The organism is Bacillus sp. KICET-1 (genome assembly GCF_027721405.1).
GTDB lineage: Bacteria > Bacillota > Bacilli > Bacillales > Bacillaceae > Bacillus > Bacillus velezensis.
Genome location: NZ_CP113515.1, coordinates 457,494 through 479,021, shown reverse-complemented (window position 1 = coordinate 479,021; position 21,528 = coordinate 457,494). Strand labels below are relative to the sequence as shown.

Sequence of the window (21,528 nt, the reverse complement as noted above, 5' to 3'; positions counted from 1 at the left end):
TGAGGTGAAAATCATGAAAAAAATCGCATTGCTATTCATTGCGCTAGTTACGATTTTTGTTGTTTCTGCATGCGGAAACGGGGACAAAACATCAGGCAAATCAAAAGAAACAATCACAATCAAAGATGACCTGAACAAAGAAGGAGTCAAAGTGCCGAAGAATCCGAAAAAAGTCGTCGTATTCAACTTCGGAATGCTGGACACGATGGATGAACTCGGTTTACAGGATCACGTGGCGGGACTTCCGAAACAAAACCTTCCAAAATACTTATCTTCATATAAAAGTGATAAATACGCCAATACCGGCGGTTTAAAAGAACCGGATTTTGAAAAAGTCGCGGATATTGATCCGGATTTAATCATTATCGCCCACAGACAATCTGATTCTTATAAAGAGTTCTCGAAAATCGCGCCGACGATTTATCTTGATGATGACTATACAAACTACGTTGACAGATTCAAGCAAAACACCGAAGTGATCGGCAAAATCTTTAACAAAGAAAATGAAGTGAAAGATAAGCTTGCGAAAATTGACAAATCCATTGCCGATCTGAAGAAAAAGACAAGCAGCACGGATAAAAACGGATTAGTGGTGATGGCGAACGACGGCAAAATCAGCGCGTTCGGATCTAAATCAAGATACGGCTTCATTCATGATGTGTTCGGCGTCAAACCGGCTGACAAAAACATCGAAGCCTCACTGCACGGACAAAGCATTTCCTATGAATATATCGCCAAAACAAACCCTGATTACATGTTTGTCGTTGACCGCGGAACAGCGATCGGCACAAAATCTTCAACAAAACAAGTGGTTGAAAATGATTATGTAAAATCGGTGAAAGCCGTGAAAAACAACCATGTTGTCTACCTTGATTCAGCTACATGGTATTTATCAGGAGGCGGCCTGGAATCCATGGCGCAAATGGTGAAAGAAGTAAAAGACGGAATCGAGAAGTAAAAAAAGAACCCGGTCACATACGTGATCGGGTTCTTTTTGGTTTACCGCGTAACGGCCTGCTGCTGCTCGGGCTGACGCGGTTTTTTCTTCAATGTAAAAGATAGGAGGAAGCCGGCCAGCGCGATGCAGGCGGCTACGACAAATGCCGCATTCATGCCGTGCAGGGCAGCGTTTGCCGGAGTTGACGCATTGGCGTGCGCGGCCTGGCTGCTCATCACGGAAACCAGCAGCGCCGTACCGATAGAACCGCCGACTTGGCGGACGGTATTGTTCATAGCTGTGCCGTGCGGAATTAAGTGGCGCGGCAGGGCATTGATTCCCGCTGTCGTCACCGGCATCATAATCATGGCTGTTCCCAAAAGCCGCGCGGTATAAACGACGACAATCCAAATGAGAGACGTCGAGTCCGTCAGATTCATAAACGGCAGGGACGTGAGCAGGATGATGAAGAATCCGGTCATCGCAAGGCCTTTTCCTCCGATTCTGTCAAACACCCGGCCGATAAACGGAGACATCATCCCCATCACAATCGCGCCCGGCAAAAGCATTAATCCGGTATCAAACGCGGATACGCCCCGGACCTTTTGCGTGTAAAGCGGGAGAATGGTTTCCGTTCCGATCAGCAGCGCGAAAACAAGCGTTCCGAGCAGGGTGGTCAGGCTGAAAATCCCGAAAGAAAACACACGGAATTCCAGCATCGGTTTTTTGAGCTTCATCTGTCTTGCGATAAAGAAAATCAGCGCGGCCGCTCCGACAAGCAGCGAAGTCAGCACTTCAGTACTGGTCCATCCTGAGGAACCGGCGCTTGAGAAGCCGTAAAGCAGCCCGCCGAATCCGAGGGTCGATAAGATCACGGATAAAATATCAATCTGTGTTTCTCGTAATGTCGTGACGTTTTTCATCAGAATAATCGCTAAAAGCAAATCGATGACTGCGATCGGGAAGATGATGTAAAACAAAGACCGCCAAGAGAATGCTTCAACCGCCCATCCGGAAAGCGTCGGGCCGATCGCCGGCGCGAACGAAATAACCAAGCCGACCATACCCATGGCGCGGCCGCGCTTTTCCATCGGGAAAATCGTGAGAAATACCGTCTGCATGAGCGGCAGCATAATTCCGGCGCCGGCCGCCTGAATAATCCGGGCCGTTAAGAGCACCGGAAAGTTCGGGGCGAATGCGCCGACAATGGTGCCCGCCGTGAAAATACTCATAGCGGAAATCAGGAGGGTGCGGCTCGTAAATTTCTCTATTAAAAATGCGGTAATCGGGATTAAAATCCCGTTCGTCAGCATAAACGATGTTGTCAGCCATTGCGCTTTGTTGGCGTCTATATTGAAGTCATTCATAATGTGCGGCAGCGCCGTGATAAGCAGTGTCTGGTTCAAAATGGCGACGAACGCTCCCGCCAAAAGAATCCCGACAATGACAGAGCGGTTGTATGGTGCAGTTTCAATACTCTTATTCAAGCTGATTCCTTCTTTCTTTATAGTTTGAGCAATGTTTTAACGGCTGCAAGCGGCTGGTGCAGCGGTCCGGCCTGCTCCAAATAACCGATGAGCGCTTTTATAAGAAAATCCCGCGGCTGTTTGTCCGCTGATTCTTTCTCCAGCATAACCGCCGCGGAAGCGAGTCCTGCGGCATCATATTTTTCCTCCGGAAGGGCTGAGACAGCTTCTTTCAGTTCCTTCAGGCTTTCAGCCAGCAATACGGTTTTGTCTTTCGGCTCAAATGAGGAAGCGGAGGCGGTATAAAGGTCAATCATCTCCTGAGGCAAAGCGGTTTCGGTTTTCCTGTTTTCGACGATGAGATTGAGATGGCGGATGATAAAGTCCGTGAGCGGCTCCAGAGCGAGCGGTTCTTTTTCCAGCTTAATCAGCGTGATGCATTCTCTCAGGAGCCCCTGCAGGACGATCACCAGCTCCCATACATAAGGAATAATGTCTTCGCCGTACGTCTGAATCAGTGAATCGCGATGCCAGCAGATAAAGGTGGAGCGGGCCCTGTGAATATGCCGTTTTACCCGCTCATTAATGGAAGAGGGGCTTCCGTACATCAGCATATTAAAAAACTGCTGATTGCGCCTGAAGCCTTCAAGCTCAGCCATCAGTTTTTTGGCAAACCGTTCCTCAGGGGAGAGGCTTGTTTCTTCATTCAATAATGAAGCGGCCGCTACCATCTGTTTCTGGTTAAAATCGAGCAGCTCCAGGAGCAGGTCTTCCTTTGATTCAAACAGCTTATATAAAGATGCTTTGGAGACTTTGCACTCCTCTGCGATCGCCTGCATCGAAACCGACGAAAAGCTTTTTCCGGAAAAAAGCTTCCTTGCCGCCAGCAGAATATCCGTTTTCTTATCATTCATAAGCCCAGATTCCTTCTTTCGTCACAATAGAAAACCCATCGGTTCACAGAAAACCAATGAGTATATGATGAAAATATTAACAAAAATTTTCACATAGTGTCAACGCTTTTGTTTGAGAAATAGAAAAAACCTGCCGGAGTGTTCCGGCAGGCTGATACGTTTATTTATCCGTCTTAAATCCTTGTTTTTCAAGCATTTCACGAATGTGAGGATAATAAACCTGCTTATAGTAGGAAGTGATGCCTTGTGACCAGTTTCTTGTTTCCTGTCCGTCGGTGCGTTTTTTCATGTATTCGGACATCTGCTTGTCATAGGCCTCGATATGGGTTCTTACATCTTCTTCTTGATACGTTTCATGATGCAGAACGGCTGCTTGCGGCAGACGCGGTTTTTTCGCGGAGCGGTCTGCCGGATGGCCGATGACGAGACCGGAAACCGGGAAAACGTATTTCGGAAGTTTCAGCAATTCAATGAGTTCGTCAGGCTTGCCGCGCACGGCGCCGATCGGCACAGTGCCGAGTCCCATTGATTCAGCCGCAGCCGTTGCCGTACCCAGCGCAATCCCGACATCTACGGCTCCGACTAGAACGGACTCTAAACCGTTCGTGATCTCAAGCGGTGTATCATTATATTCTTCAAGCGCAATTTTGGCGCGGTTAAAATCAGCGCAGAATAAAAGGAAAACAGGCGCTTGGTCAATCCACGGCTGGCCGCCGGCCAATTCGGATATTTTTTTCTTCCGCTCCTTATCTTTCACCGCAATAACGGTAAATTGCTGGCCGTTAATGGAAGTCGGCGCTGCCTGAGTTGCTTGGATGATAAGATCCAGCTGATCATCCGATACGGGTTCATCTGTGTAGCTGCGGATGGAACGGTGGTCTGTTAATATTTGAAGGACTTCGTTCATGTCATTCATCCTTTCGTTACTCTGGCAGTTCTGTGCGGACGACGTCAAGCGGCGCACTCAGCACTTCTTTTGCTTTTGCCACGAATCCTTGGAAATGGTCAGTTGCGTTGTGGAATTTCATCGCTTCTTCATCTTTCCATTGCTCAAGCATAACGAATGTATTTTCCTCACCGACTTTTTCGAAAAGGTCGTATTGCACATTTCCTTCTTCCGCGCGTGAATGCTGAACAAGTGATTGCGCTTCTCCTAAAAATTCCTCGCGTTTATCCGCTTTTACTTTCATGTAAGCCTGTAAGACGATCATTGTTATTCCTCCTGATTGGGTTTATTTGTTATAGTTCGAATATTATCGAACTAACTGTAACATGTTTCGCAGTGAATGGTAAAGGAAAAACCCTCACCGCCTAAATTGTCACCCGCCGCTTTTATGTGTTACATTTGACTTATGAACATTCCAAACCATCCTGAAACCGACCGCTTACAGCTGACAAAGGTTCTTCATGCTCTGAGTGATCCGCTCCGCTTAGAGCTGGTCAAACAATTGGCGGAAACAACAGAAAAAACGTGCGGAACCTGCGCTGATGTCCGGGTCGCTAAATCAACGCTGTCCCATCACTTCAAAGTGCTGCGGGAAGCGGGGATCGCCCAAGTGCGCATAGACGGGAAGCACCGTTATTATTCCCTGCGCAAAGATGATTTACAAGCGGCGTTTCCCGGCCTGCTGGAGGCGATTTTGCAGACAGAACAGGACCGCTGGTAAATAAGTCCCCGAATTCCGGGGGTTTTTTTATGCGCCGAAAACCGCCCGGTAAAGCCTGAGGACGCCTTCTTGAATATCGCTCTCCTTCAGGCGGGCGAACCCCAGAATGAGCTGCGGCTTATTTGAATCGCCTCCCGTTTTCAGACGGAACCGGCTCATCGCAAACAGATCGAGCTGTTCTGCATCCGCCCGTGCCAATATCACTTTTTCTGAACGGGCGCAGTCAAACTCAGTGACAAAATGAAGCCCCGCATTGGCGCCCTTTACACTGATTCTTTCTCCGAATGTTTCTTCCAAAGCCGAAATGAGGCGTTCCCGCATGTTCTTATAATGCTGCTTCATCTTTTTAATATGTTTCTGATATTCACCTGAGTCGATAAATTCTTTCAGCGCGAGCTGGGCAAGCGTGCTGCACGTATGCAGGTCATACGTTCTCTCTTTGAACGTCCGCAAAAGCCCGGGCGGCAGAACCATATAGCTGATGCGCAGACCTGGGAAAAGGGATTTTGAAAAGGTCCCCATGTAGATGACATTTTGAAACCGGTCAAGGCTTTGAAGCGCCGGTATCGTATCGGCGTCATATTTAAATTCACTGTCATAATCATCTTCAATGATGAAGCGGCCGTTCTGTTCGGCGGCCCAGTTTAAAAGCTGAATCCGCCGGGAAGCGGGCATGATCACGCCTGAGGGGAATTGATGGGAAGGCGTGGTGATCAATACACAGGGCCGGCGTTTTTCGATTTCGGCCATGGACATGCCTTTTTCATCAAGGCTGATCGTCGCAACCTTTTTCCCGAGGCTTTGCAGCAGCCGGTACATCCTCATATATCCCGGGTTCTCCATGGCGTACAGCGCGTCTTTTGGCAGCAGTTCCGTCAGCAGCTGCATCAGCATTTGCGTGCCCGCCCCGAGCACGATTTGTTCCGGGCGGCATGTAACGCCCCTTGTCAGGGAAATAAGCCGCGAAATGGTTTCACGGACTTCATATAAGCCTTGCGGATGGACGAGGTCTCCGAGTGTATAAAATGAACGGGCGGCTGCTTTATGCTCACAGCGGAACCAGCTTTTCAGGGGAAAATGCGCCGTATCCACGCTCATATGAGAAAACGAAATCCAGCCGCTCTTATCCGGCTCCCGCTCTTTTAAATCTTCAGGCAATGAGAGCGAAGGCGTTTCTTCATGATAAACCGTATCAATTTCCTCCACGAAAAAGCCTTTTCTTTCGACTGCATATAAATAACCTTCCGAAAGCAGCTGCTGATAAGCTGAATTCACTGAATTCACGCTGACCTTCAGCGTCTCGGCAAGCTCCCGTTTAGACGGCACCTTTGTATGAGGCATCAGGCTGCGTTTCAAAACGGCCGCTTTTATGTGCTGATAGATCTGCTGATAGATATAATCCGCCGTTTCCGAATGGTCAATGGAAATCGTCAGCATCCAGACCCTGCTCCTTTCTGATACCATGGAAAAATTGATTTTGGTACTTTTCATCATACCAAAAAGAAGTCAGAATGATAAGAAAACAATGCAGGGGGATGGAATCTATGAGTCGAACAGCATCATCGGAAGTGACAACAGCCCAGTGGCAGCAAAAACGGGATCAATTCGTTTCCAAGGGGGTCGGCAACGGAAACCGCAGCATGGCGGTAAAAGGGGAAGGGGCGCTTTTGTACGATTTGGACGGCAGACGATTCATTGATTTTGCCGGAGCGATCGGAACGCTGAATGTCGGCCATTCCCATCCGAAAGTGGTGGAGGTCGTGAAGAAACAGGCGGAGGATCTGATTCACCCGGGATTTAACGTCATGATGTATCCGTCTTATATTGAGCTGGCCGAAAAACTTTGCGGCATTGCGCCGGGAGATCATGCGAAAAAAGCGATTTTTCTCAATTCGGGGGCGGAAGCGGTGGAAAACGCCGTGAAAATCGCCAGAAAATATACGAAGCGCCAGGCTGTCGTGTCATTTACAAGAGGGTTCCACGGCCGCACGAACATGACGATGAGCATGACGAGCAAGGTGAAGCCTTATAAATTCGGTTTCGGCCCGTTTGCCTCAGAGGTGTATCAGGCGCCGTTTCCTTACTATTATCAAAAGCCGGCCGGCATGAGCGACGAGCAGTATGACGACTTTATCATCAGCGCTTTTGAGGATTTCTTTATCGCCGCAGTTGCACCGGAAACCGTCGCCTGTGTCGTAATGGAGCCGGTTCAGGGAGAAGGCGGCTTCATCATTCCTTCAAAACGTTTCGTGCAGCACGTCGCCGCTTTTTGTAAAAAACACGGTATCGTTTTTGTAGCGGATGAGATTCAGACCGGTTTTGCCAGAACGGGAACGTATTTTGCGATTGAACATTTCGAAGCCGTTCCGGATTTGATCACCGTATCCAAATCACTTGCGGCCGGATTGCCGCTGAGCGGCGTCATCGGCCGGGCGGAAATGCTTGATGCCGCCGCGCCGGGGGAACTCGGTGGCACATATGCGGGAAGCCCGCTCGGCTGTGCGGCTGCGCTCGCGGTCTTGGATATTATTGAAGAAGAAGGGCTGAATCAGCGTTCCGAAGAGATCGGCCGGATCATCGAGCATCAAGCGCTCGAGTGGAAAAAAGAGCATGCCTGCATCGGAGAAGTGCGCAGACTCGGCGCGATGGCGGCCATCGAAATTGTCAAAGATCCGCACACGCGGGAACCGGATAAAGCAAAAGCCGCGGCGATCGCTAAAACGGCGAACGAGAACGGACTGCTGCTGCTGACGGCCGGCATTAACGGCAACATTATCAGATTCCTGACGCCGCTTGTGGTGACGGATGAGCAGCTCAAAGAAGGCCTTTCCATTATCGAAGCAGCTCTGTGAGTTCAATTATTGGAATGCCGCCGGATGTGTCTGCTATCATGAAAGTGTGAGATACATCAACAAGCATTCAATGGTTTTACTATAGGAAAGAAAGGAATGTTCAATATGCCAGAACAATTAACAGTGTACAACCCGGCAACGGGAGAGGCGATCGAAAGCATCCCCCAGCAGACGGCCGAAGATGTTGAAAAAGCGATTGAACGTTCACATCAAGCGTTTCAATCATGGTCCAAAACATCAGCGGGAGAACGTGCCTCACTTTTGAGAAAATGGTATGAGCTGATTGTTGAAAATAAAGAAGAACTTGCGGAATTAATTACGAAAGAAAACGGCAAACCGTACGAAGAAGCGGTCGGAGAAGTTTTATACGGCGCCGGCTATATTGAATGGTTCGCCGAAGAAGCAAAACGGATTTACGGCAGAACCGTACCTGCGCCGACAACGGGCAAACGGATTGTCGTCACCCGTCAGGCGGTCGGCCCGGTAGCCGCGATCACGCCGTGGAATTTCCCGAATGCGATGATTACAAGAAAAGCCGCGCCCGCTTTGGCGGCAGGCTGTACGTTCATCATCAAACCGGCGGAGGATACGCCGCTTTCCGCTTACGCCCTTGCGCGCCTCGCATATGAAGCGGGAATTCCGAAGGACGTGCTGCAAGTGGTGATCGGTGACGGAGCCGAAATCGGAAACGTCTTCACCAGCAGCCCGAAAATCCGAAAAATTACTTTCACCGGCTCAACGCCTGTCGGCAAAATCCTGATGAAAAACAGCGCCGACACCGTAAAACATATGTCAATGGAGCTTGGCGGACATGCGCCGCTGATCGTGGATGAAGACGCTGATCTTGATCTGGCGGTAGCCCAAACAATGGCCTCTAAATTCAGAAATGCCGGCCAAACCTGCGTCTGTGCGAACCGGCTGATCGTACACGAATCCGTAAAAGACGAGTTTGCGAAAAAACTGAGTGAAGAAGCTGCGAAACTCAAAGTCGGAAACGGTCTTGAAAAAGGCGTAAACGTCGGCCCTGTCATCAACAAAAAAGGCTTCGATAAAATCGTCGGCCAAATTAATGACGCCGTGGAAAAAGGCGCAAAAGTGCTGACGGGCGGAACGTATGACCAAAACGATGAAAAAGGATGCTATTTCGTGACGCCGACCGTGCTGTCAAACGTAGATACATCCATGAACATCATGCATGAAGAAACATTCGGCCCGGTTGCGCCGATCGTTACGTTTCTCAGATATTGATGAAGCGATCAAGCTTGCGAACGATACGCCGTTCGGGCTTGCGGCTTATTTCTTCACAGAAAACTACCGCCGCGGCATCTATATTTCTGAACAGCTTGAATACGGCATCATCGGCTGGAATGACGGCGGTCCGTCCGCGGTTCAAGCGCCGTTCGGAGGAATGAAAGAAAGCGGCATCGGCCGTGAAGGCGGTACGGAAGGCATTGAACCGTACCTGGAAACCAAATACATGTCTATCGGACTTTAATGAGCCGAAAAGAAAGCCCCGCTTCTAAGCGGGGCTGTTTTTTATTGAGCAGTCTGCCGGTGAATATCGCCGGCAGGCTTTTTTGATCTTGCGGGAATAATCGGTTCGATTCCAGACAAAATAACAGCAAATACGATTGAAAGAAGGTCGCCATCATGGATATATTACTGGCTCTTCTCCCGGCTTTATTTTGGGGGAGCATCGTGTTATTTAACGTCAAATTAGGCGGCGGGCCTTACAGCCAGACGCTGGGAACGACAATCGGGGCGCTCATCGTTTCGTTTGTGCTGTATCTGTTTGTCCACCCGGTGCTGTCTGGGCGCATTTTTATTGTCGGCATCATCTCGGGGCTGTTTTGGTCGCTCGGCCAAAGCAATCAGCTTAAAAGCATACAGCTGATGGGCGTTTCAAAAACGATGCCGATATCAACGGGAATGCAGCTCGTCTCGACTTCTTTGTTCGGTGTGATCGTATTCAAAGAATGGTCAACCCCGATCGCGATTACGCTGGGTATTCTCGCCCTTATTTTTATCATCGTCGGGATTGTGCTCACATCTTTAGAAGATAAAAAGGGGCGGGCGGACGGAGAACCGGGAAACTTAAAAAAAGGCATTGTCATCCTGCTGATCTCCACGCTCGGTTATTTGGTCTATGTCGTTGTGGCCCGGCTGTTCGGCGTATCCGGATGGTCAGCGCTTCTGCCGCAGGCGATCGGGATGGTCATCGGGGGACTACTCCTGACGTACAAGCATAAACCGTTTAATAAGTACGCCCTCAAGAACATTCTGCCGGGAATCATCTGGGCGCTCGGGAATATGTTTCTGTTCATCTCACAGCCGCGCGTCGGAGTTGCGACAAGTTTTTCCCTTTCTCAAATGGGGATCGTCATCAGCACGCTCGGCGGAATCTTCATTCTCCGTGAGAGCAAAACGAAGCGTCAGCTGGTCGCCATTGCCATCGGGATTATCCTGATCATTGTGGCCGCGGTATTCTTAGGCGTTGCGAAATCAAATTCATAACAAATGCAGGAGGTTTGAACATGTACACGGATTTAAAAGGAAAAGTCGTTGCCATTACGGGAGCTTCATCAGGATTAGGAAAAGCGATGGCGATCCGCTTCGGACAGGAGCAGGCGAAAGTAGTGGTTAACTACTATAGTAATGAAAAAGACGCTCAAACCGTTAAAGAAGAGATTCAAAAAGCGGGAGGCGAAGCGGTCATCGTTCAAGGAGACGTCACAAAAGAAGAAGATGTCAAAAACATCGTGCAGACCGCAGTGAAGGAATTTGGCACATTGGATGTCATGATCAATAACGCCGGCATGGAAAATCCGGTTCAGTCGCATGAAATGCCGCTCAAAGACTGGAACAAAGTCATCAATACCAATCTGACCGGCGCTTTCTTAGGAAGCCGCGAAGCCATTAAATATTACGTAGAGAATGATATTCAAGGAAACGTCATTAACATGTCAAGCGTACATGAAATGATTCCATGGCCGCTGTTTGTTCACTACGCGGCGAGTAAAGGCGGCATCAAATTGATGACGGAAACGCTGGCGCTTGAGTACGCGCCGAAGCGCATCCGTGTTAACAATATCGGACCGGGCGCCATCAATACGCCGATCAACGCGGAAAAATTTGCGGATCCCGTTCAGAGAAAGGATGTGGAAAGCATGATTCCGATGGGATATATCGGTGAGCCGGAAGAAATCGCGGCTGTCGCCGTCTGGCTTGCTTCAAAGGAATCAAGCTACGTAACCGGCATTACGCTGTTTGCTGACGGCGGAATGACAAAATATCCGTCATTCCAGGCAGGACGCGGATAAGAAAAAAAGCGATCGCAGGCTCTTTAGAGCCGGATCGCTTTTTGCTTACGCGCGTTTTTTCTTTACAAGCGCCGCGATGGAAAGGATAATCGCCGCAGCTGACAGAACGATGGCCGCAATATCAAGCGCTGATACGCCGGATTTGCTTTCTTCGTTTGACTGTTCAGCTCCGTGCGCATCCGTCACGCTGGCCGATTTCGTGATTTTCGTAATTGAGTGAGGCGTGTCGGCTTTCTCATCACCCGTCCATTCTACAATGCTGCCGTCTTTGTAATATTGGTAAGCGTCCCAAGCGGCATCTCCGCTCTTTTCAGGATTTTTCGCAACGAACGTGAACTGCTGGAATTGGCCGGGCTGAATGCCGCCGTCCTTTGCTTCCCAAGTGACGGAGACCGCTTTGTCATCATGTTTGGATACGGATGTTTTCCAGCCCGGAATCGGCTGATACTGCTGAAATTCAACGCCTGCGGGCATTTTCAGCACGACTTTCGTTGTCGGCTCATTCTTTTCCACAGGCACTTTCATCGTGTACGTTTCCCAAGAACCGGCCGCGGATTCCGCGGGTTTGACTGAGACGTGGGCGCTTGCTGTCGCCGTAAAACCGACGAGTGACAGGGTCACGGCGGATATGAATAATAAAGCCTTTTTTTTCAACATGAGATACACTCCTTAGTTTGTCGTTGAGAATATTTGGTTGATTTCATTAAAATCGTTTGTCAGCCCGTGGACTTTGATCTTCCAGTTTCCCTTTTCGGTGATGGATAGGTTGGCGGCTTCAAATGTGCCTTCCTTCGTCTTCTTCAAATCAAAGGTGCTTTCATGCTGTTTGCCGCTGAAGCCCGTCTGGTAAACAGTGACCGTAAATTGCTGAATGTCTTTTACCAAGCTGCCGTTATGATCGGTGACAATGACTTGAAATTCATTTTTACCCGGCTGGTTCGGCGTAATGTGCAAGGACAGGGTCTCCCCGTTTCCGATCGTTTCTGAGCCGTTAAAAGGCAATGGCGCAGGCGGCGGCGGGCTGGGCAGGCTTGTGAAGACGGCGGTTGTGAATAACACCGCAATGCCTATTGCCCATTCGGCCTTTATCGTTGCGCTGATGCTCCTTTTTCTGCTGAACTTCGTCATCCATACGTGAACGGCGCCGAGCGCAAGCATGATGACAAACAGTCCGATTTTCAAAAGGAGCGTCTTACCGTAAGCGGTGTGAAAGAGTGAATCAAACGTGCGGATAATGAAAAATCCGTTCAGTACACCTGAAAATAACAGCACGCCGACAGAGGCGAACGCCCAAGGAGAAAACCGTCTGACCGTTTCCCAAGCGATGGTTTTATCGGGTTTTCTCCACTCTGATGAAAGAAGCAGCACAAGCGCGGCGATACCGCCCATCCATACAGACGCGGCCGATAAATGGAGAAAGTCCATTGCGATGCCGACCGCTTTTTCGTCGATAACCGCCGCGTGCCCGGCGAATGCTTTTGCCAAAAGCGAAGCGAAGCAGAACAACAGCGGCGCCGTCCAGTACGCAAATGACCGGAATGCTTTCTTCTTCAGCAGCGGGATCATGGACAGGGCGAGCAGGATAAATAAGCTGATCTGGATCATCCAGACGTACCCGCCTGCCGTTTTCAGAAGCGTTTCTTTTACATAGTCCGGCTGAAACGCGGCGCTCCAAGCGCCGCCCGCGTTTTCTTTCGTCTGGATCGGGAGCTGGCACACGAGCGCGAGCCCCGTTAAACATAAAGAAATCACGAGCAGCTTTACAGTTCGTTTTGCTTTTGATGAATCTTTATTATTTCTGTACCAAAACAGATGGAAAAAAGCCGTGCCGATAAACAGGGAGAGAGCGGTGTACAAAATACCGCGGTCGATGGCCGCTTCAGGATGAAGCGCCGCTTGCGATGATGTCTGCTCCTGAAGTTCTCCGCCGGCTTTTCCGATACTGAAAGGGATGACGCCGGATACCGGATGTCCGTCGGCCGATACCGCGTTCCATTCCGCTCTGTAAATATCATGCGGCAGATTTTTTTTTAATGCCGCGGTCATGATGCGGGCATTATTTTTTTGAATCACCGTTTTGCCCGCGTCAACCCGTTCACCGGATGAATTATAGACCTTAATGGAGTGGAAGCCTTCTTCAATCTGTTCATTAAACTCAATTTCAATCTGCTTCGGCGCTTGTTTTAATTCGCTGTTCTCACCCGGATTTGAGTTTGTGATGTAGGCGTGGGCGAAGCTTGTTTTCGGAATCAAAACAAGGAACAGCAAAAAGATGAGCCAGCGTTTGTTCTGTCTCATGGATGATGACACCGCCTTCCGGTTGGTTGTTGTTATGTCTTGCTGCAGGTGCATCCCTTCTGCCTGTCGTGTAAGATGATGTCCGCCGCCTCGTCAAAGGTGCAAATGACCCCGCCGAATCCTTTTTGAAACCGTTCTGCGTAATCAAGCGTTGAGAAGGGAATCGCCTGAGGCCGGCAGCAGTGAAGGTCAATATCGGCATGGACTAAAAAGTATGCGGAAGCTGCCGTCAGCGTCGTCTGAAGAAGAAAATCCTTACAAATGACGTGGGACGCTTCTTCCTTTTTATCCTCATACCGCAAAATCGCGCAATGAATGCAGCACATCTGCTCAACGGTTTGTGAAACGGTAATAAGCTGAACAGAATACGAATGCTGAATCGGCCGCAGGCAATAGCCGCATTGATTGGCGCTTCGTTCTGAAGCGGGAGGGAGCGTAATGCCGCCGGGTGTCCGGATAATCCGGTTTGCATCCGCCAGCTGATTGACGTCTCTGTACACGGTCATCTCGGAGACGCCGAATCTCTCGCTTATGTCAGAGATTTTCAGCGCGCCCTCTTCTTTCAGCCATTCAAGCAAGGTTTGCTGTCTGTGAATCGGAAGCAATTCTGCATCCTCCTTTTTATGCGAATGAGTGATGAACCTCCCTCTAAGAGTAGATGTTTTCACAAATGCACACAAGAGCCTGATGATGAAATATGTGAAAAAATGTTGAACAATCACAAATGTAAAACACGCAGTCGGACTCTGTTATAATAGAAGAGTTGAATGGAGGAATAAACATGAAAGAAACGACCTGCCCGAACTGCGGCAAGCCGATTACAGGCGACATGGTCAGATCATCGATGATCCCGTGCCAGTTTCAGTGCGGGCATTGCCATGTGAAATTGCGTGAATATAAAGTATCAGCCCCGATTATGGCTGCGGCTATTGCGATCACGGTGCTTTTGATTTATCTTGTGCAGATGGCCAGAACCGCCGTCATGCCGATGTTTCCGGCAGCGCGGTATGTGCCGGCCGCCATTTTCGCGCTCGTATGTGCGTATCCGGTGTTTATTGTCAGTGAGCGGCTCATTGCCAAGCTCGTCGTCACAAAAGGACACATTATATACAGAAAGCGGTAAGACACCTTTGATGAGGTGTCTTTTTTTTGTTAAGGATTTGTCACAGTCTCTGTGCCAAACTCCTCTTTACTTTTCATTGAATGGGGATTGTAAGCGTTTTATGATGAAGACACAGGGGAGAGAGAAACCCCGTGTCTTATTTATTTTCATCTGAAGGCAGGCAAACAGGGAGGGAATGAACATGCAGCAAGAACAGCAAGCTGGCATGAAAGTGAAGATACAGCGGTTCGGCAGTTATTTAAGCGGTATGATCATGCCGAATATCGGCGCATTTATCGCATGGGGAATTATCACCGCGCTGTTTATTCCGGCGGGATGGTTTCCCAATCCGCAGCTGAATACATTGGTAAGCCCGATGATTACGTATCTTCTGCCGCTTTTAATCGCATATACGGGCGGAAAAATGATCTATGATCACCGCGGGGGAGTCGTCGGAGCGACGGCCGCCATCGGAGTCATTGTCGGAGCGGACATTCCGATGTTCTTAGGGGCAATGATTATGGGGCCTTTGGGCGGTTATCTCATTAAACAATTAGATCGTGTGTTTAAAGATAAAGTCAGACAGGGTTTTGAAATGCTGATCAACAACTTCACGGCGGGAATTATCGGCGCGGTGCTGACGATTATCGCGTTTTATGCGATCGGCCCGGTCGTCCTGTCTCTTAACAAATTGCTGGCGGCGGGTGTGGAAGTCATTGTCCACGCGAATTTGCTGCCGATTGCAAGCGTTTTCGTAGAACCGGCGAAAGTCCTGTTCCTGAATAACGCGATCAACCACGGCATTTTAAGTCCGATCGGAATCGAGCAGGCCGCCAAAGCGGGTAAATCCATTCTGTTCTTAGTGGAAGCGAACCCCGGACCGGGACTCGGTATTTTACTGGCCTATATGTTCTTTGGGAAAGGCTCTTCAAGATCAACAGCTCCCGGAGCGGCGATCATTCATTTCTTCGGGGGGATTCATGAAATCTATTTCCCTTACATTTTAATGAAACCGATGCTGATCCTCGCGGCGATCGCCGGGGGAGCGAGCGGACTGCTTACATTCTCGATCTTTAACGCGGGTCTTGTCGCCGCATCATCTCCGGGAAGCATCATCGCCATTTTGGCGCTGACGCCGAAAGGAAGCTATCTCGGCGTGCTGGCGGGCGTCATCGTTGCCGCGGCCGTATCGTTTATCGTCTCGGCGCTTATTCTGAAATCGTCTAAAGCGGGCGAAGAAGATTTGACAGCCGCGGCGGAAAAAATGCAGGAAATGAAAGGCAGGAAAAGTGAAGCGGCGGCCGCATTGGCAGACAAAGAGGAAGAGCCGGAAAACAGCGCCGCTGATATTTCCGCTGACCAAGTCAGCCGCATTATCTTCGCATGTGACGCGGGTATGGGATCGAGCGCAATGGGCGCCTCCATTTTAAGAAACAAAGTGAAAAAAGCAGACCTGGATATTGATGTGACAAATACGTCGATCAATAATCTTCCGAATGACGCGGATATCGTCATTACGCATAAGGACCTGACTGACCGCGCGAAAGCGAAGCTGCCGCAGGCGGTGCACATTTCGGTTGATAATTTCTTGAACAGCCCGAAATACGATGAACTGATTGAAAAGCTTAAAAACTAATCAAACAGAAAGAGGGATCTTCATCATGGAAGTATTGGCTAAAGCGAACATCAAACTGAACCAGACGGTGAACTCAAAAGAGGATGCCATCCGTCTCGCGGGACAGACATTGATTGATAACGGCTACGTGAAGAACGGCTATGTGGAAAAAATGTTCGAACGTGAAGAAACATCATCCACGTTTATGGGGAATTTCATCGCGATCCCGCACGGCACGGAAGATGCAAAGGATGAGGTGCTTCATTCAGGCATTTCCGTCATCCAGATTCCGGACGGTGTTGAATACGGTGAAGGCAATACGGCAAAGGTCGTTTTCGGTATCGCCGGAAAAAACAATGAACACTTAGACATCCTGTCAAACATCGCCATCATCTGCTCAGAGGAAGAAAACATCGAACGGCTGATCAGTGCAAAGACGGAAGAAGAACTGGCCGCTATTTTCAGCGAGGTGAACTGACATGATTGCCCTTCATTTCGGAGCGGGAAACATCGGGCGGGGCTTTATCGGCGCTTTGCTCCATCATTCCGGCTATGACGTAGTTTTCGCTGATGTGAATGAAACGATGGTCAGCCTTCTCAATGAAAAGAAGGAATATACCGTGGAGCTTGCCGACGGCGGCAGGCAGACAGAAATCATCGGCCCCGTTTCAGCCATCAACAGCGCGGTGCAAGAACAAGAGCTGTACGGGCTGATCAATGAAGCGGCGATCATTACGACGGCGGTGGGCCCGAACGTTCTCAGACTCATCGCCCCGTCCATCGCGGAAGGTCTGAAGCGCAGAACGTCCTCTGAGCCTCTCAATATCATTGCCTGTGAAAATATGATCGGCGGCAGCAGTTTTCTGAAAAAAGAAGTTTTCGGACATTTGACGGAAGCGGAGCGGGAACTCGTGAACCGGACAGTCGGCTTCCCGGATTCTGCGGTAGATCGGATCGTGCCGATTCAGCACCATGAAGATCCGCTGAAAGTATCCGTAGAACCGTTTTTTGAATGGGTCATAGACAGAACCGGCTTTGCCGGCGATCAGCCGGTACTTAAAGGCGCGTTGTTTACGGATGATCTTACGCCTTTCATTGAGAGAAAGCTGTTTACCGTCAATACCGGGCATGCCGTCACGGCGTATGTCGGCTATCAGCGCGGATTAAAAACCGTCAAAGAGGCCATCGGCCATCCGGAAATCCGGCGTGTCGTGTACGATGCACTTTCAGAAACGGGCGAGTACTTGGTGAAAGCGTACGGCTTTAAGCAATCCGAACATGAGCAGTACATGAAAAAAATCATCGGCCGCTTTGAAAATGAATACATCACGGATGATGTGACAAGAGTCGCCAGATCACCGCTCAGAAAACTCGGAGCGAATGACAGATTAGTAGGGCCGGCCAAAAAAATAAAAGAACCGAACGCGCTGGCGGAAGGTATCGCCGCCGCCCTGCGCTTTGACTATCAGGATGATCCGGAAGCGGTTGAGCTGCAAAAGCTTATCGCGGAAAAAGGCACGAGCGGCGTTCTTCAAGACATTTGCGGTATTCAGCCGCATGAACCGCTGCATGGCATCGTGCTCAAAAAGCTCAATCAATAAAAATGAACCCGCGTCGGGGGGACGCGGGTTTTTTCTTGCGTTATAATGAGAGGGAAGGGAGGCTGCGTGATGAATCAGAAGCTATTGCCCCATCGTTTTCCGTTTCTTTTGATTGACGGCACGACGAACAGTGAAGCCGGAAAATGGGCGGGTGCTTACAAAAACATCAGTGAAAATGACTGGTTTATAACTGAATCCCAAAAAGAGATGCCATTTTCGCTCGTCGTTGAAGCAATGGCCCAAACGGCGGCTTGCGCGGGAATTACCGGCGGTGACGGCCTCGGTCTCTTATCCGCGGTGAAGAAAGCGGAAAGGTTAGGTGCCGCTTTGCCGGGAGACCGTCTGGATCTTTTTTTTGAGGTCACGCGAATCAGACGCGGTTTTGTGTTCGGCCGGGCGAAAGCGTCCGTTGCCGGGAAGCCTGTGGCGGAAGCGGAGCTCAGCATATTTATCCAGCCATCGTAAAAAAAGCCGCCTCCAGCGGCGGCTTTCGGACAAGTCTGTTATTTTGTATCATAATCTCTTTCACTTTGTGAATTGTCCCTTTGGTCATGTTTGTGTTTTTCGTCATTGGCGTTCTCTTTCAGCTCTTCCAGCGGAATCGGATCGGTTAAATCATGATGTTCAGGATTTTCATTCGGTTTGTTCTTTTGTTTTCTTTCTTTCATCCTCCATCACCTCAGTATTTCTTTTCCTCAACGTTCTCCCCGCCAAACGCAGGAAGCGGTTTTTTGTTCCTGTGGGTCATATGTATTAAAATAGAGACGACTACATTATAAAAAGTGAGGTACATATATGCCGATACAAAGAGAAGACGCAGATATTAAACTGATCGCGATTGATATGGACGGAACTCTGCTCAATGACGAGCAGCTCATCCCGGAGGAAAACCGGCGGGCGATCAAGGAAGCGGAGGCGAAAGGAATTCACGTCGTCATCAGCACAGGACGCACGCTGATGACCTGCCGCGAACTGGCTGAGTCTCTCGAGCTGTCATCCTTTTTAATCACGGCAAACGGCAGCGAAATCTGGGATTCCAACTTTGAGCTGGTTGAGCGCAAGCTTCTCCATACCGATCATATTCAAAAATTATGGGATCTGAGGAATAAGCACAACACGAATTTCTGGGCCTCTACCGTCGATAGAGTGTGGAGAGGGGAATTCCCGGAAACGATTACGGATCATCAGTGGCTCAAGTTCGGATTCGAAATCGAGGATGACGAAGTGCGGAATGAGGTGCTGAAAGAGCTCAAGGAATACAAGGAGCTCGAGATCACAAACTCCAGTCCGATCAACATCGAAGTCAATGCCCTCGGTATCAACAAAGCGGCTGCGCTGGCGAAGGTATCGGAAAAACTCGGCTTCACGATGGAAAATGTGATGGCCATGGGTGACAGTCTGAATGACATTGCCATGATTGAAAAAGCGGGTGTCGGCGTCGCCATGGGGAATGCGCAGGACATTGTGAAAGAAACAGCCGACTGGGTGACTGATGTCAACACGGAAAACGGGGTCGCCAAAGCGATCCGCCACTGGGTGTTATAATAGAAAAAAGAGAGAGTCTCAGTATGAGGCTCTCTCTTTTTTGTTTTGTCAGATTTGTGACTAGGTCCATGGTAGGTTTTCTGACAAAAGGATGTTCAAACCTGTCAGAATTAAATATAATGAAGAGAAATCCAACAATTCGGAATAGTCATTCCGAATAGCGGAATGATAATAATATAAAACGTTTACAATACAGGAGGGATCTTATGTTTCAGATTGACATCAATTGTGATTTAGGAGAGAGTTTCGGTGCTTATAAAATCGGGCTGGATGAAGAGATTTTGGACTATGTGACATCTGCAAACATCGCCTGCGGCTTTCATGCGGGTGATCCCAGCGTGATGCGCAAAACGGTTGCGCTTGCGGCGGAAAAAGGCGTGAAAATCGGCGCTCATCCCGGGCTGTTCGATCTGCAGGGATTCGGGCGGCGGCAGATCGCGATTACACCCGAGGAAGCGTATGATCTGACGCTGTACCAAATCGGCGCGCTGTCAGGGTTTTTAAAAGCAGAAGGTGTCGAGATGCAGCATGTGAAGCCGCACGGCGCTTTATATAATATGGCCGCCGTCAATCCCGGCCTGTCAGAAGCCATCGCTCAGGCGGTCTGTCATTTTGATCCCGGGCTTATTCTTTTCGGGCTTTCCGGAAGCGAGCTGATTAAAGCGGGAGATCGAATCGGACTGAGGACGGCAAGCGAAGTGTTTGCGGACCGCACCTATCAGGAAGACGGCACGCTGACGCCGCGTTCAGAGCCGGATGCGCTGATTCAGGATGACAAAAAAGCGGTCGGTCAAGTAATTCAAATGGTGAAAGACAGCACGGTGACATCACGTAAGGGACAAGCTGTAAGCCTGAAAGCGGACACGGTCTGCATTCACGGAGACGGAGCCCACGCCCTCACATTCGCAAAAACAATCAAAAAAGAATTAAAAGCGGCAGACATTCAAATCAGCGCGCTTGCAAAAGACTGAGCAGCAGAGGGAGGAAGACAGCATGGAGCAAAAGAAAAAAACAGCCGGAAAGGCTTCCGGCAGATGGTCGCTTCTTTTAGGCGCGACATTTTTGATGGCGACATCATCAATCGGGCCCGGCTTTCTGACGCAAACGGCCACGTTTACCAATACATTGGCGGCAAGCTTCGGCTTTATCATTTTAATTTCTATTATTTTGGACATTTTCGCGCAAACCAATGTATGGCGGATTATCGCGGTTTCCGGAAAGCGCGGCCAAGAGATTGCCAATATGGTGCTTCCGGGCGCCGGTTATGCCATTGCTTTTCTGGTCGTGCTCGGCGGACTTGCGTTTAATATCGGAAACATCGGCGGCGCGGGTCTCGGTCTTCAAGTATTATTCGGGATCAAACCGGAGATCGGCGCTTTAATCAGCGCAGCGGTCGCGGTGCTGATTTTTGTCATAAAGGAAGCCGGAAAAGTCATGGATCGTTTTATGCAGATCGCCGGCATCGTCATGATCGTATTGACGGTGTATGTTGCCGTAACGACGGCTCCGCCGGTCGGACACGCCGTTGTGAAAACTTTTATGCCTGATCATATCAGTGTGCTGGCGATCGTGACGCTTGTCGGCGGCACAGTCGGCGGATACATTACATTTGCCGGCGGCCACCGTTTGCTTGATTCAGGCATCCAAGGGAAGGAAGTCATTCCTCAGGTCACGAAAAGCTCCATCACAGGCGTTCTGATTACATCGATTATGCGGATTGCCCTGTTTCTCGCCGTGCTCGGCGTCGTCTCAAAGGGCCTGAGCATTGATCCTGATAATCCCGCGGCTTCTGTATTCCGGCTTGCGGCGGGAAATGTAGGCTATAAAATTTTCGGCGTCATCATGTGGTCTGCCGCTATCACGTCTGTCATCGGCGCCGCCTATACATCGGTGTCATTCTTCAAATCGTTTTCGGCAAAAATCGAAAAGCACTCACATGGCGTAATTATCGGCTTTATCATCGTATCCACTCTTATTTTTGTCACGATCGGCCAGCCTGCCAAAATTCTGGTCGCGGTCGGTTCGCTTAACGGCTTAATTCTGCCGCTTGCATTAGCGATGATTCTGTTGGGCGCTTATAAGAAAAAAATCGTCGGCGATTACAAGCATCCGATCTGGCTCACGATTGCAGGGGCGATCGTAGTGGTTGTCATGGCGGTTATGGGCATCTATACATTATTCACGCAGATGCCGCAGCTATGGAGCTGATGA

General features: G+C 49.6%; 22 protein-coding genes and 1 pseudogene. 14 read left to right on the top strand and 9 right to left on the bottom strand.

The window, feature by feature from the left end:
- Window positions 1-13: 13 nt before the first annotated feature.
- Entirely contained in the window at window positions 14-958 is a 945-nt protein-coding gene (locus tag OVA33_RS02495; RefSeq protein ID WP_063636990.1) for a siderophore ABC transporter substrate-binding protein, read from the top strand.
- A 41-nt stretch (window positions 959-999) separates the two neighbouring features.
- Here the strand turns inward: OVA33_RS02495 and OVA33_RS02490 are convergent, their stop codons facing one another.
- The 4 genes from OVA33_RS02490 to OVA33_RS02475 all read right to left on the bottom strand — a co-directional run bounded on the left by OVA33_RS02490 (window position 1,000) and on the right by OVA33_RS02475 (window position 4,528).
- Entirely contained in the window at window positions 1,000-2,424 is a 1,425-nt protein-coding gene (locus tag OVA33_RS02490; RefSeq protein WP_063636989.1) for an MDR family MFS transporter, read from the bottom strand.
- 17 nt (window positions 2,425-2,441) lie between these two features.
- Window positions 2,442-3,317, bottom strand: a complete 876-nt coding sequence (locus tag OVA33_RS02485; RefSeq protein ID WP_003156326.1) for a TetR/AcrR family transcriptional regulator — start codon at window positions 3,315-3,317, stop codon at window positions 2,442-2,444.
- A gap of 160 nt (window positions 3,318-3,477) precedes the next feature.
- Window positions 3,478-4,224 (bottom strand): oxygen-insensitive NADPH nitroreductase, encoded by a 747-nt coding sequence (gene nfsA, locus OVA33_RS02480; protein ID WP_063636988.1) that lies wholly within the window; start codon window positions 4,222-4,224, stop codon window positions 3,478-3,480.
- Between the two features lie 16 nt (window positions 4,225-4,240).
- Entirely contained in the window at window positions 4,241-4,528 is a 288-nt protein-coding gene (locus OVA33_RS02475) for a putative quinol monooxygenase (RefSeq protein WP_025649995.1), read from the bottom strand.
- 141 nt (window positions 4,529-4,669) lie between these two features.
- Here OVA33_RS02475 and OVA33_RS02470 point away from each other — a divergent pair, with 141 nt between their 5' ends.
- A complete protein-coding gene (locus OVA33_RS02470) occupies window positions 4,670-4,984 on the top strand; it encodes an ArsR/SmtB family transcription factor (RefSeq protein ID WP_025649994.1) in 315 nt (104 codons plus the stop codon).
- Between the two features lie 27 nt (window positions 4,985-5,011).
- On the opposite strand, the gene gabR is transcribed toward OVA33_RS02470, so the two are convergent.
- On the bottom strand, window positions 5,012-6,421 hold the full coding sequence (gene gabR, locus OVA33_RS02465) for a MocR-like transcriptional regulator GabR (RefSeq protein WP_063636987.1): 1,410 nt from the start codon (window positions 6,419-6,421) through the stop codon (window positions 5,012-5,014).
- Between the two features lie 107 nt (window positions 6,422-6,528).
- Between gabR and gabT the strand changes: the two genes are divergently transcribed.
- The 4 genes and pseudogenes from gabT to gdh all read left to right on the top strand — a co-directional run bounded on the left by gabT (window position 6,529) and on the right by gdh (window position 11,156).
- Complete coding sequence (gabT, locus tag OVA33_RS02460) at window positions 6,529-7,836, top strand: 4-aminobutyrate--2-oxoglutarate transaminase (RefSeq protein WP_063636986.1); 1,308 nt, start codon at window positions 6,529-6,531, stop codon at window positions 7,834-7,836.
- A 105-nt stretch (window positions 7,837-7,941) separates the two neighbouring features.
- Window positions 7,942-9,331, top strand: a pseudogene (gabD, locus tag OVA33_RS02455) (succinate-semialdehyde dehydrogenase).
- Between the two features lie 155 nt (window positions 9,332-9,486).
- Complete coding sequence (locus OVA33_RS02450; RefSeq protein ID WP_014416913.1) at window positions 9,487-10,350, top strand: RhaT/GlcU family sugar-proton symporter; 864 nt, start codon at window positions 9,487-9,489, stop codon at window positions 10,348-10,350.
- A 20-nt stretch (window positions 10,351-10,370) separates the two neighbouring features.
- Complete coding sequence (gene gdh, locus OVA33_RS02445) at window positions 10,371-11,156, top strand: glucose 1-dehydrogenase (protein ID WP_007609424.1); 786 nt, start codon at window positions 10,371-10,373, stop codon at window positions 11,154-11,156.
- A gap of 45 nt (window positions 11,157-11,201) precedes the next feature.
- On the opposite strand, the gene OVA33_RS02440 is transcribed toward gdh, so the two are convergent.
- From OVA33_RS02440 to OVA33_RS02430, 3 genes are read right to left on the bottom strand one after another with little or no spacing between them, the layout of a single operon-like run.
- The gene (locus OVA33_RS02440; protein WP_007410287.1) at window positions 11,202-11,813 is read right to left on the bottom strand and encodes a YcnI family copper-binding membrane protein; all 612 of its coding nucleotides are present in this window, start codon (window positions 11,811-11,813) and stop codon (window positions 11,202-11,204) included.
- Between the two features lie 12 nt (window positions 11,814-11,825).
- Window positions 11,826-13,454: a copper resistance CopC/CopD family protein gene (locus tag OVA33_RS02435; RefSeq protein WP_063637004.1), complete on the bottom strand. Its 1,629-nt coding sequence runs from the start codon at window positions 13,452-13,454 to the stop codon at window positions 11,826-11,828.
- Between the two features lie 32 nt (window positions 13,455-13,486).
- Complete coding sequence (locus OVA33_RS02430; RefSeq protein WP_017419264.1) at window positions 13,487-14,059, bottom strand: DeoR family transcriptional regulator; 573 nt, start codon at window positions 14,057-14,059, stop codon at window positions 13,487-13,489.
- A gap of 176 nt (window positions 14,060-14,235) precedes the next feature.
- On the opposite strand from OVA33_RS02430, the gene OVA33_RS02425 reads away from it, so the two are divergent.
- The 5 genes from OVA33_RS02425 to OVA33_RS02405 all read left to right on the top strand — a co-directional run bounded on the left by OVA33_RS02425 (window position 14,236) and on the right by OVA33_RS02405 (window position 18,237).
- Complete coding sequence (locus OVA33_RS02425) at window positions 14,236-14,577, top strand: hypothetical protein (RefSeq protein ID WP_003156306.1); 342 nt, start codon at window positions 14,236-14,238, stop codon at window positions 14,575-14,577.
- Between the two features lie 175 nt (window positions 14,578-14,752).
- The gene (locus tag OVA33_RS02420; protein WP_014720723.1) at window positions 14,753-16,192 is read left to right on the top strand and encodes a PTS mannitol transporter subunit IIBC; all 1,440 of its coding nucleotides are present in this window, start codon (window positions 14,753-14,755) and stop codon (window positions 16,190-16,192) included.
- A 25-nt stretch (window positions 16,193-16,217) separates the two neighbouring features.
- Window positions 16,218-16,649 carry a PTS mannitol transporter subunit IIA gene (locus OVA33_RS02415; RefSeq protein ID WP_012116817.1) on the top strand — a complete coding sequence of 144 codons (432 nt, stop codon included), beginning with the start codon at window positions 16,218-16,220 and terminating at the stop codon, window positions 16,647-16,649.
- A 1-nt stretch (window position 16,650) separates the two neighbouring features.
- Window positions 16,651-17,772: a mannitol-1-phosphate 5-dehydrogenase gene (locus OVA33_RS02410; RefSeq protein WP_063636985.1), complete on the top strand. Its 1,122-nt coding sequence runs from the start codon at window positions 16,651-16,653 to the stop codon at window positions 17,770-17,772.
- A gap of 69 nt (window positions 17,773-17,841) precedes the next feature.
- The gene (locus OVA33_RS02405; RefSeq protein ID WP_063636984.1) at window positions 17,842-18,237 is read left to right on the top strand and encodes a 3-hydroxyacyl-ACP dehydratase FabZ family protein; all 396 of its coding nucleotides are present in this window, start codon (window positions 17,842-17,844) and stop codon (window positions 18,235-18,237) included.
- Window positions 18,238-18,275: 38 nt separating this feature from the next.
- On the opposite strand, the gene OVA33_RS02400 is transcribed toward OVA33_RS02405, so the two are convergent.
- Window positions 18,276-18,440 (bottom strand): hypothetical protein, encoded by a 165-nt coding sequence (locus OVA33_RS02400; protein WP_003156294.1) that lies wholly within the window; start codon window positions 18,438-18,440, stop codon window positions 18,276-18,278.
- Between the two features lie 127 nt (window positions 18,441-18,567).
- Here OVA33_RS02400 and OVA33_RS02395 point away from each other — a divergent pair, with 127 nt between their 5' ends.
- The 3 genes from OVA33_RS02395 to OVA33_RS02385 all read left to right on the top strand — a co-directional run bounded on the left by OVA33_RS02395 (window position 18,568) and on the right by OVA33_RS02385 (window position 21,525).
- Window positions 18,568-19,317, top strand: coding sequence for a Cof-type HAD-IIB family hydrolase (locus OVA33_RS02395; RefSeq protein WP_003156292.1), 750 nt, complete (start codon window positions 18,568-18,570; stop codon window positions 19,315-19,317).
- Window positions 19,318-19,523: 206 nt separating this feature from the next.
- Window positions 19,524-20,288: a 5-oxoprolinase subunit PxpA gene (locus OVA33_RS02390; protein WP_007609444.1), complete on the top strand. Its 765-nt coding sequence runs from the start codon at window positions 19,524-19,526 to the stop codon at window positions 20,286-20,288.
- Window positions 20,289-20,310: 22 nt separating this feature from the next.
- Window positions 20,311-21,525, top strand: a complete 1,215-nt coding sequence (locus OVA33_RS02385; RefSeq protein WP_017419260.1) for an NRAMP family divalent metal transporter — start codon at window positions 20,311-20,313, stop codon at window positions 21,523-21,525.
- Window positions 21,526-21,528 lie beyond the last annotated feature (3 nt).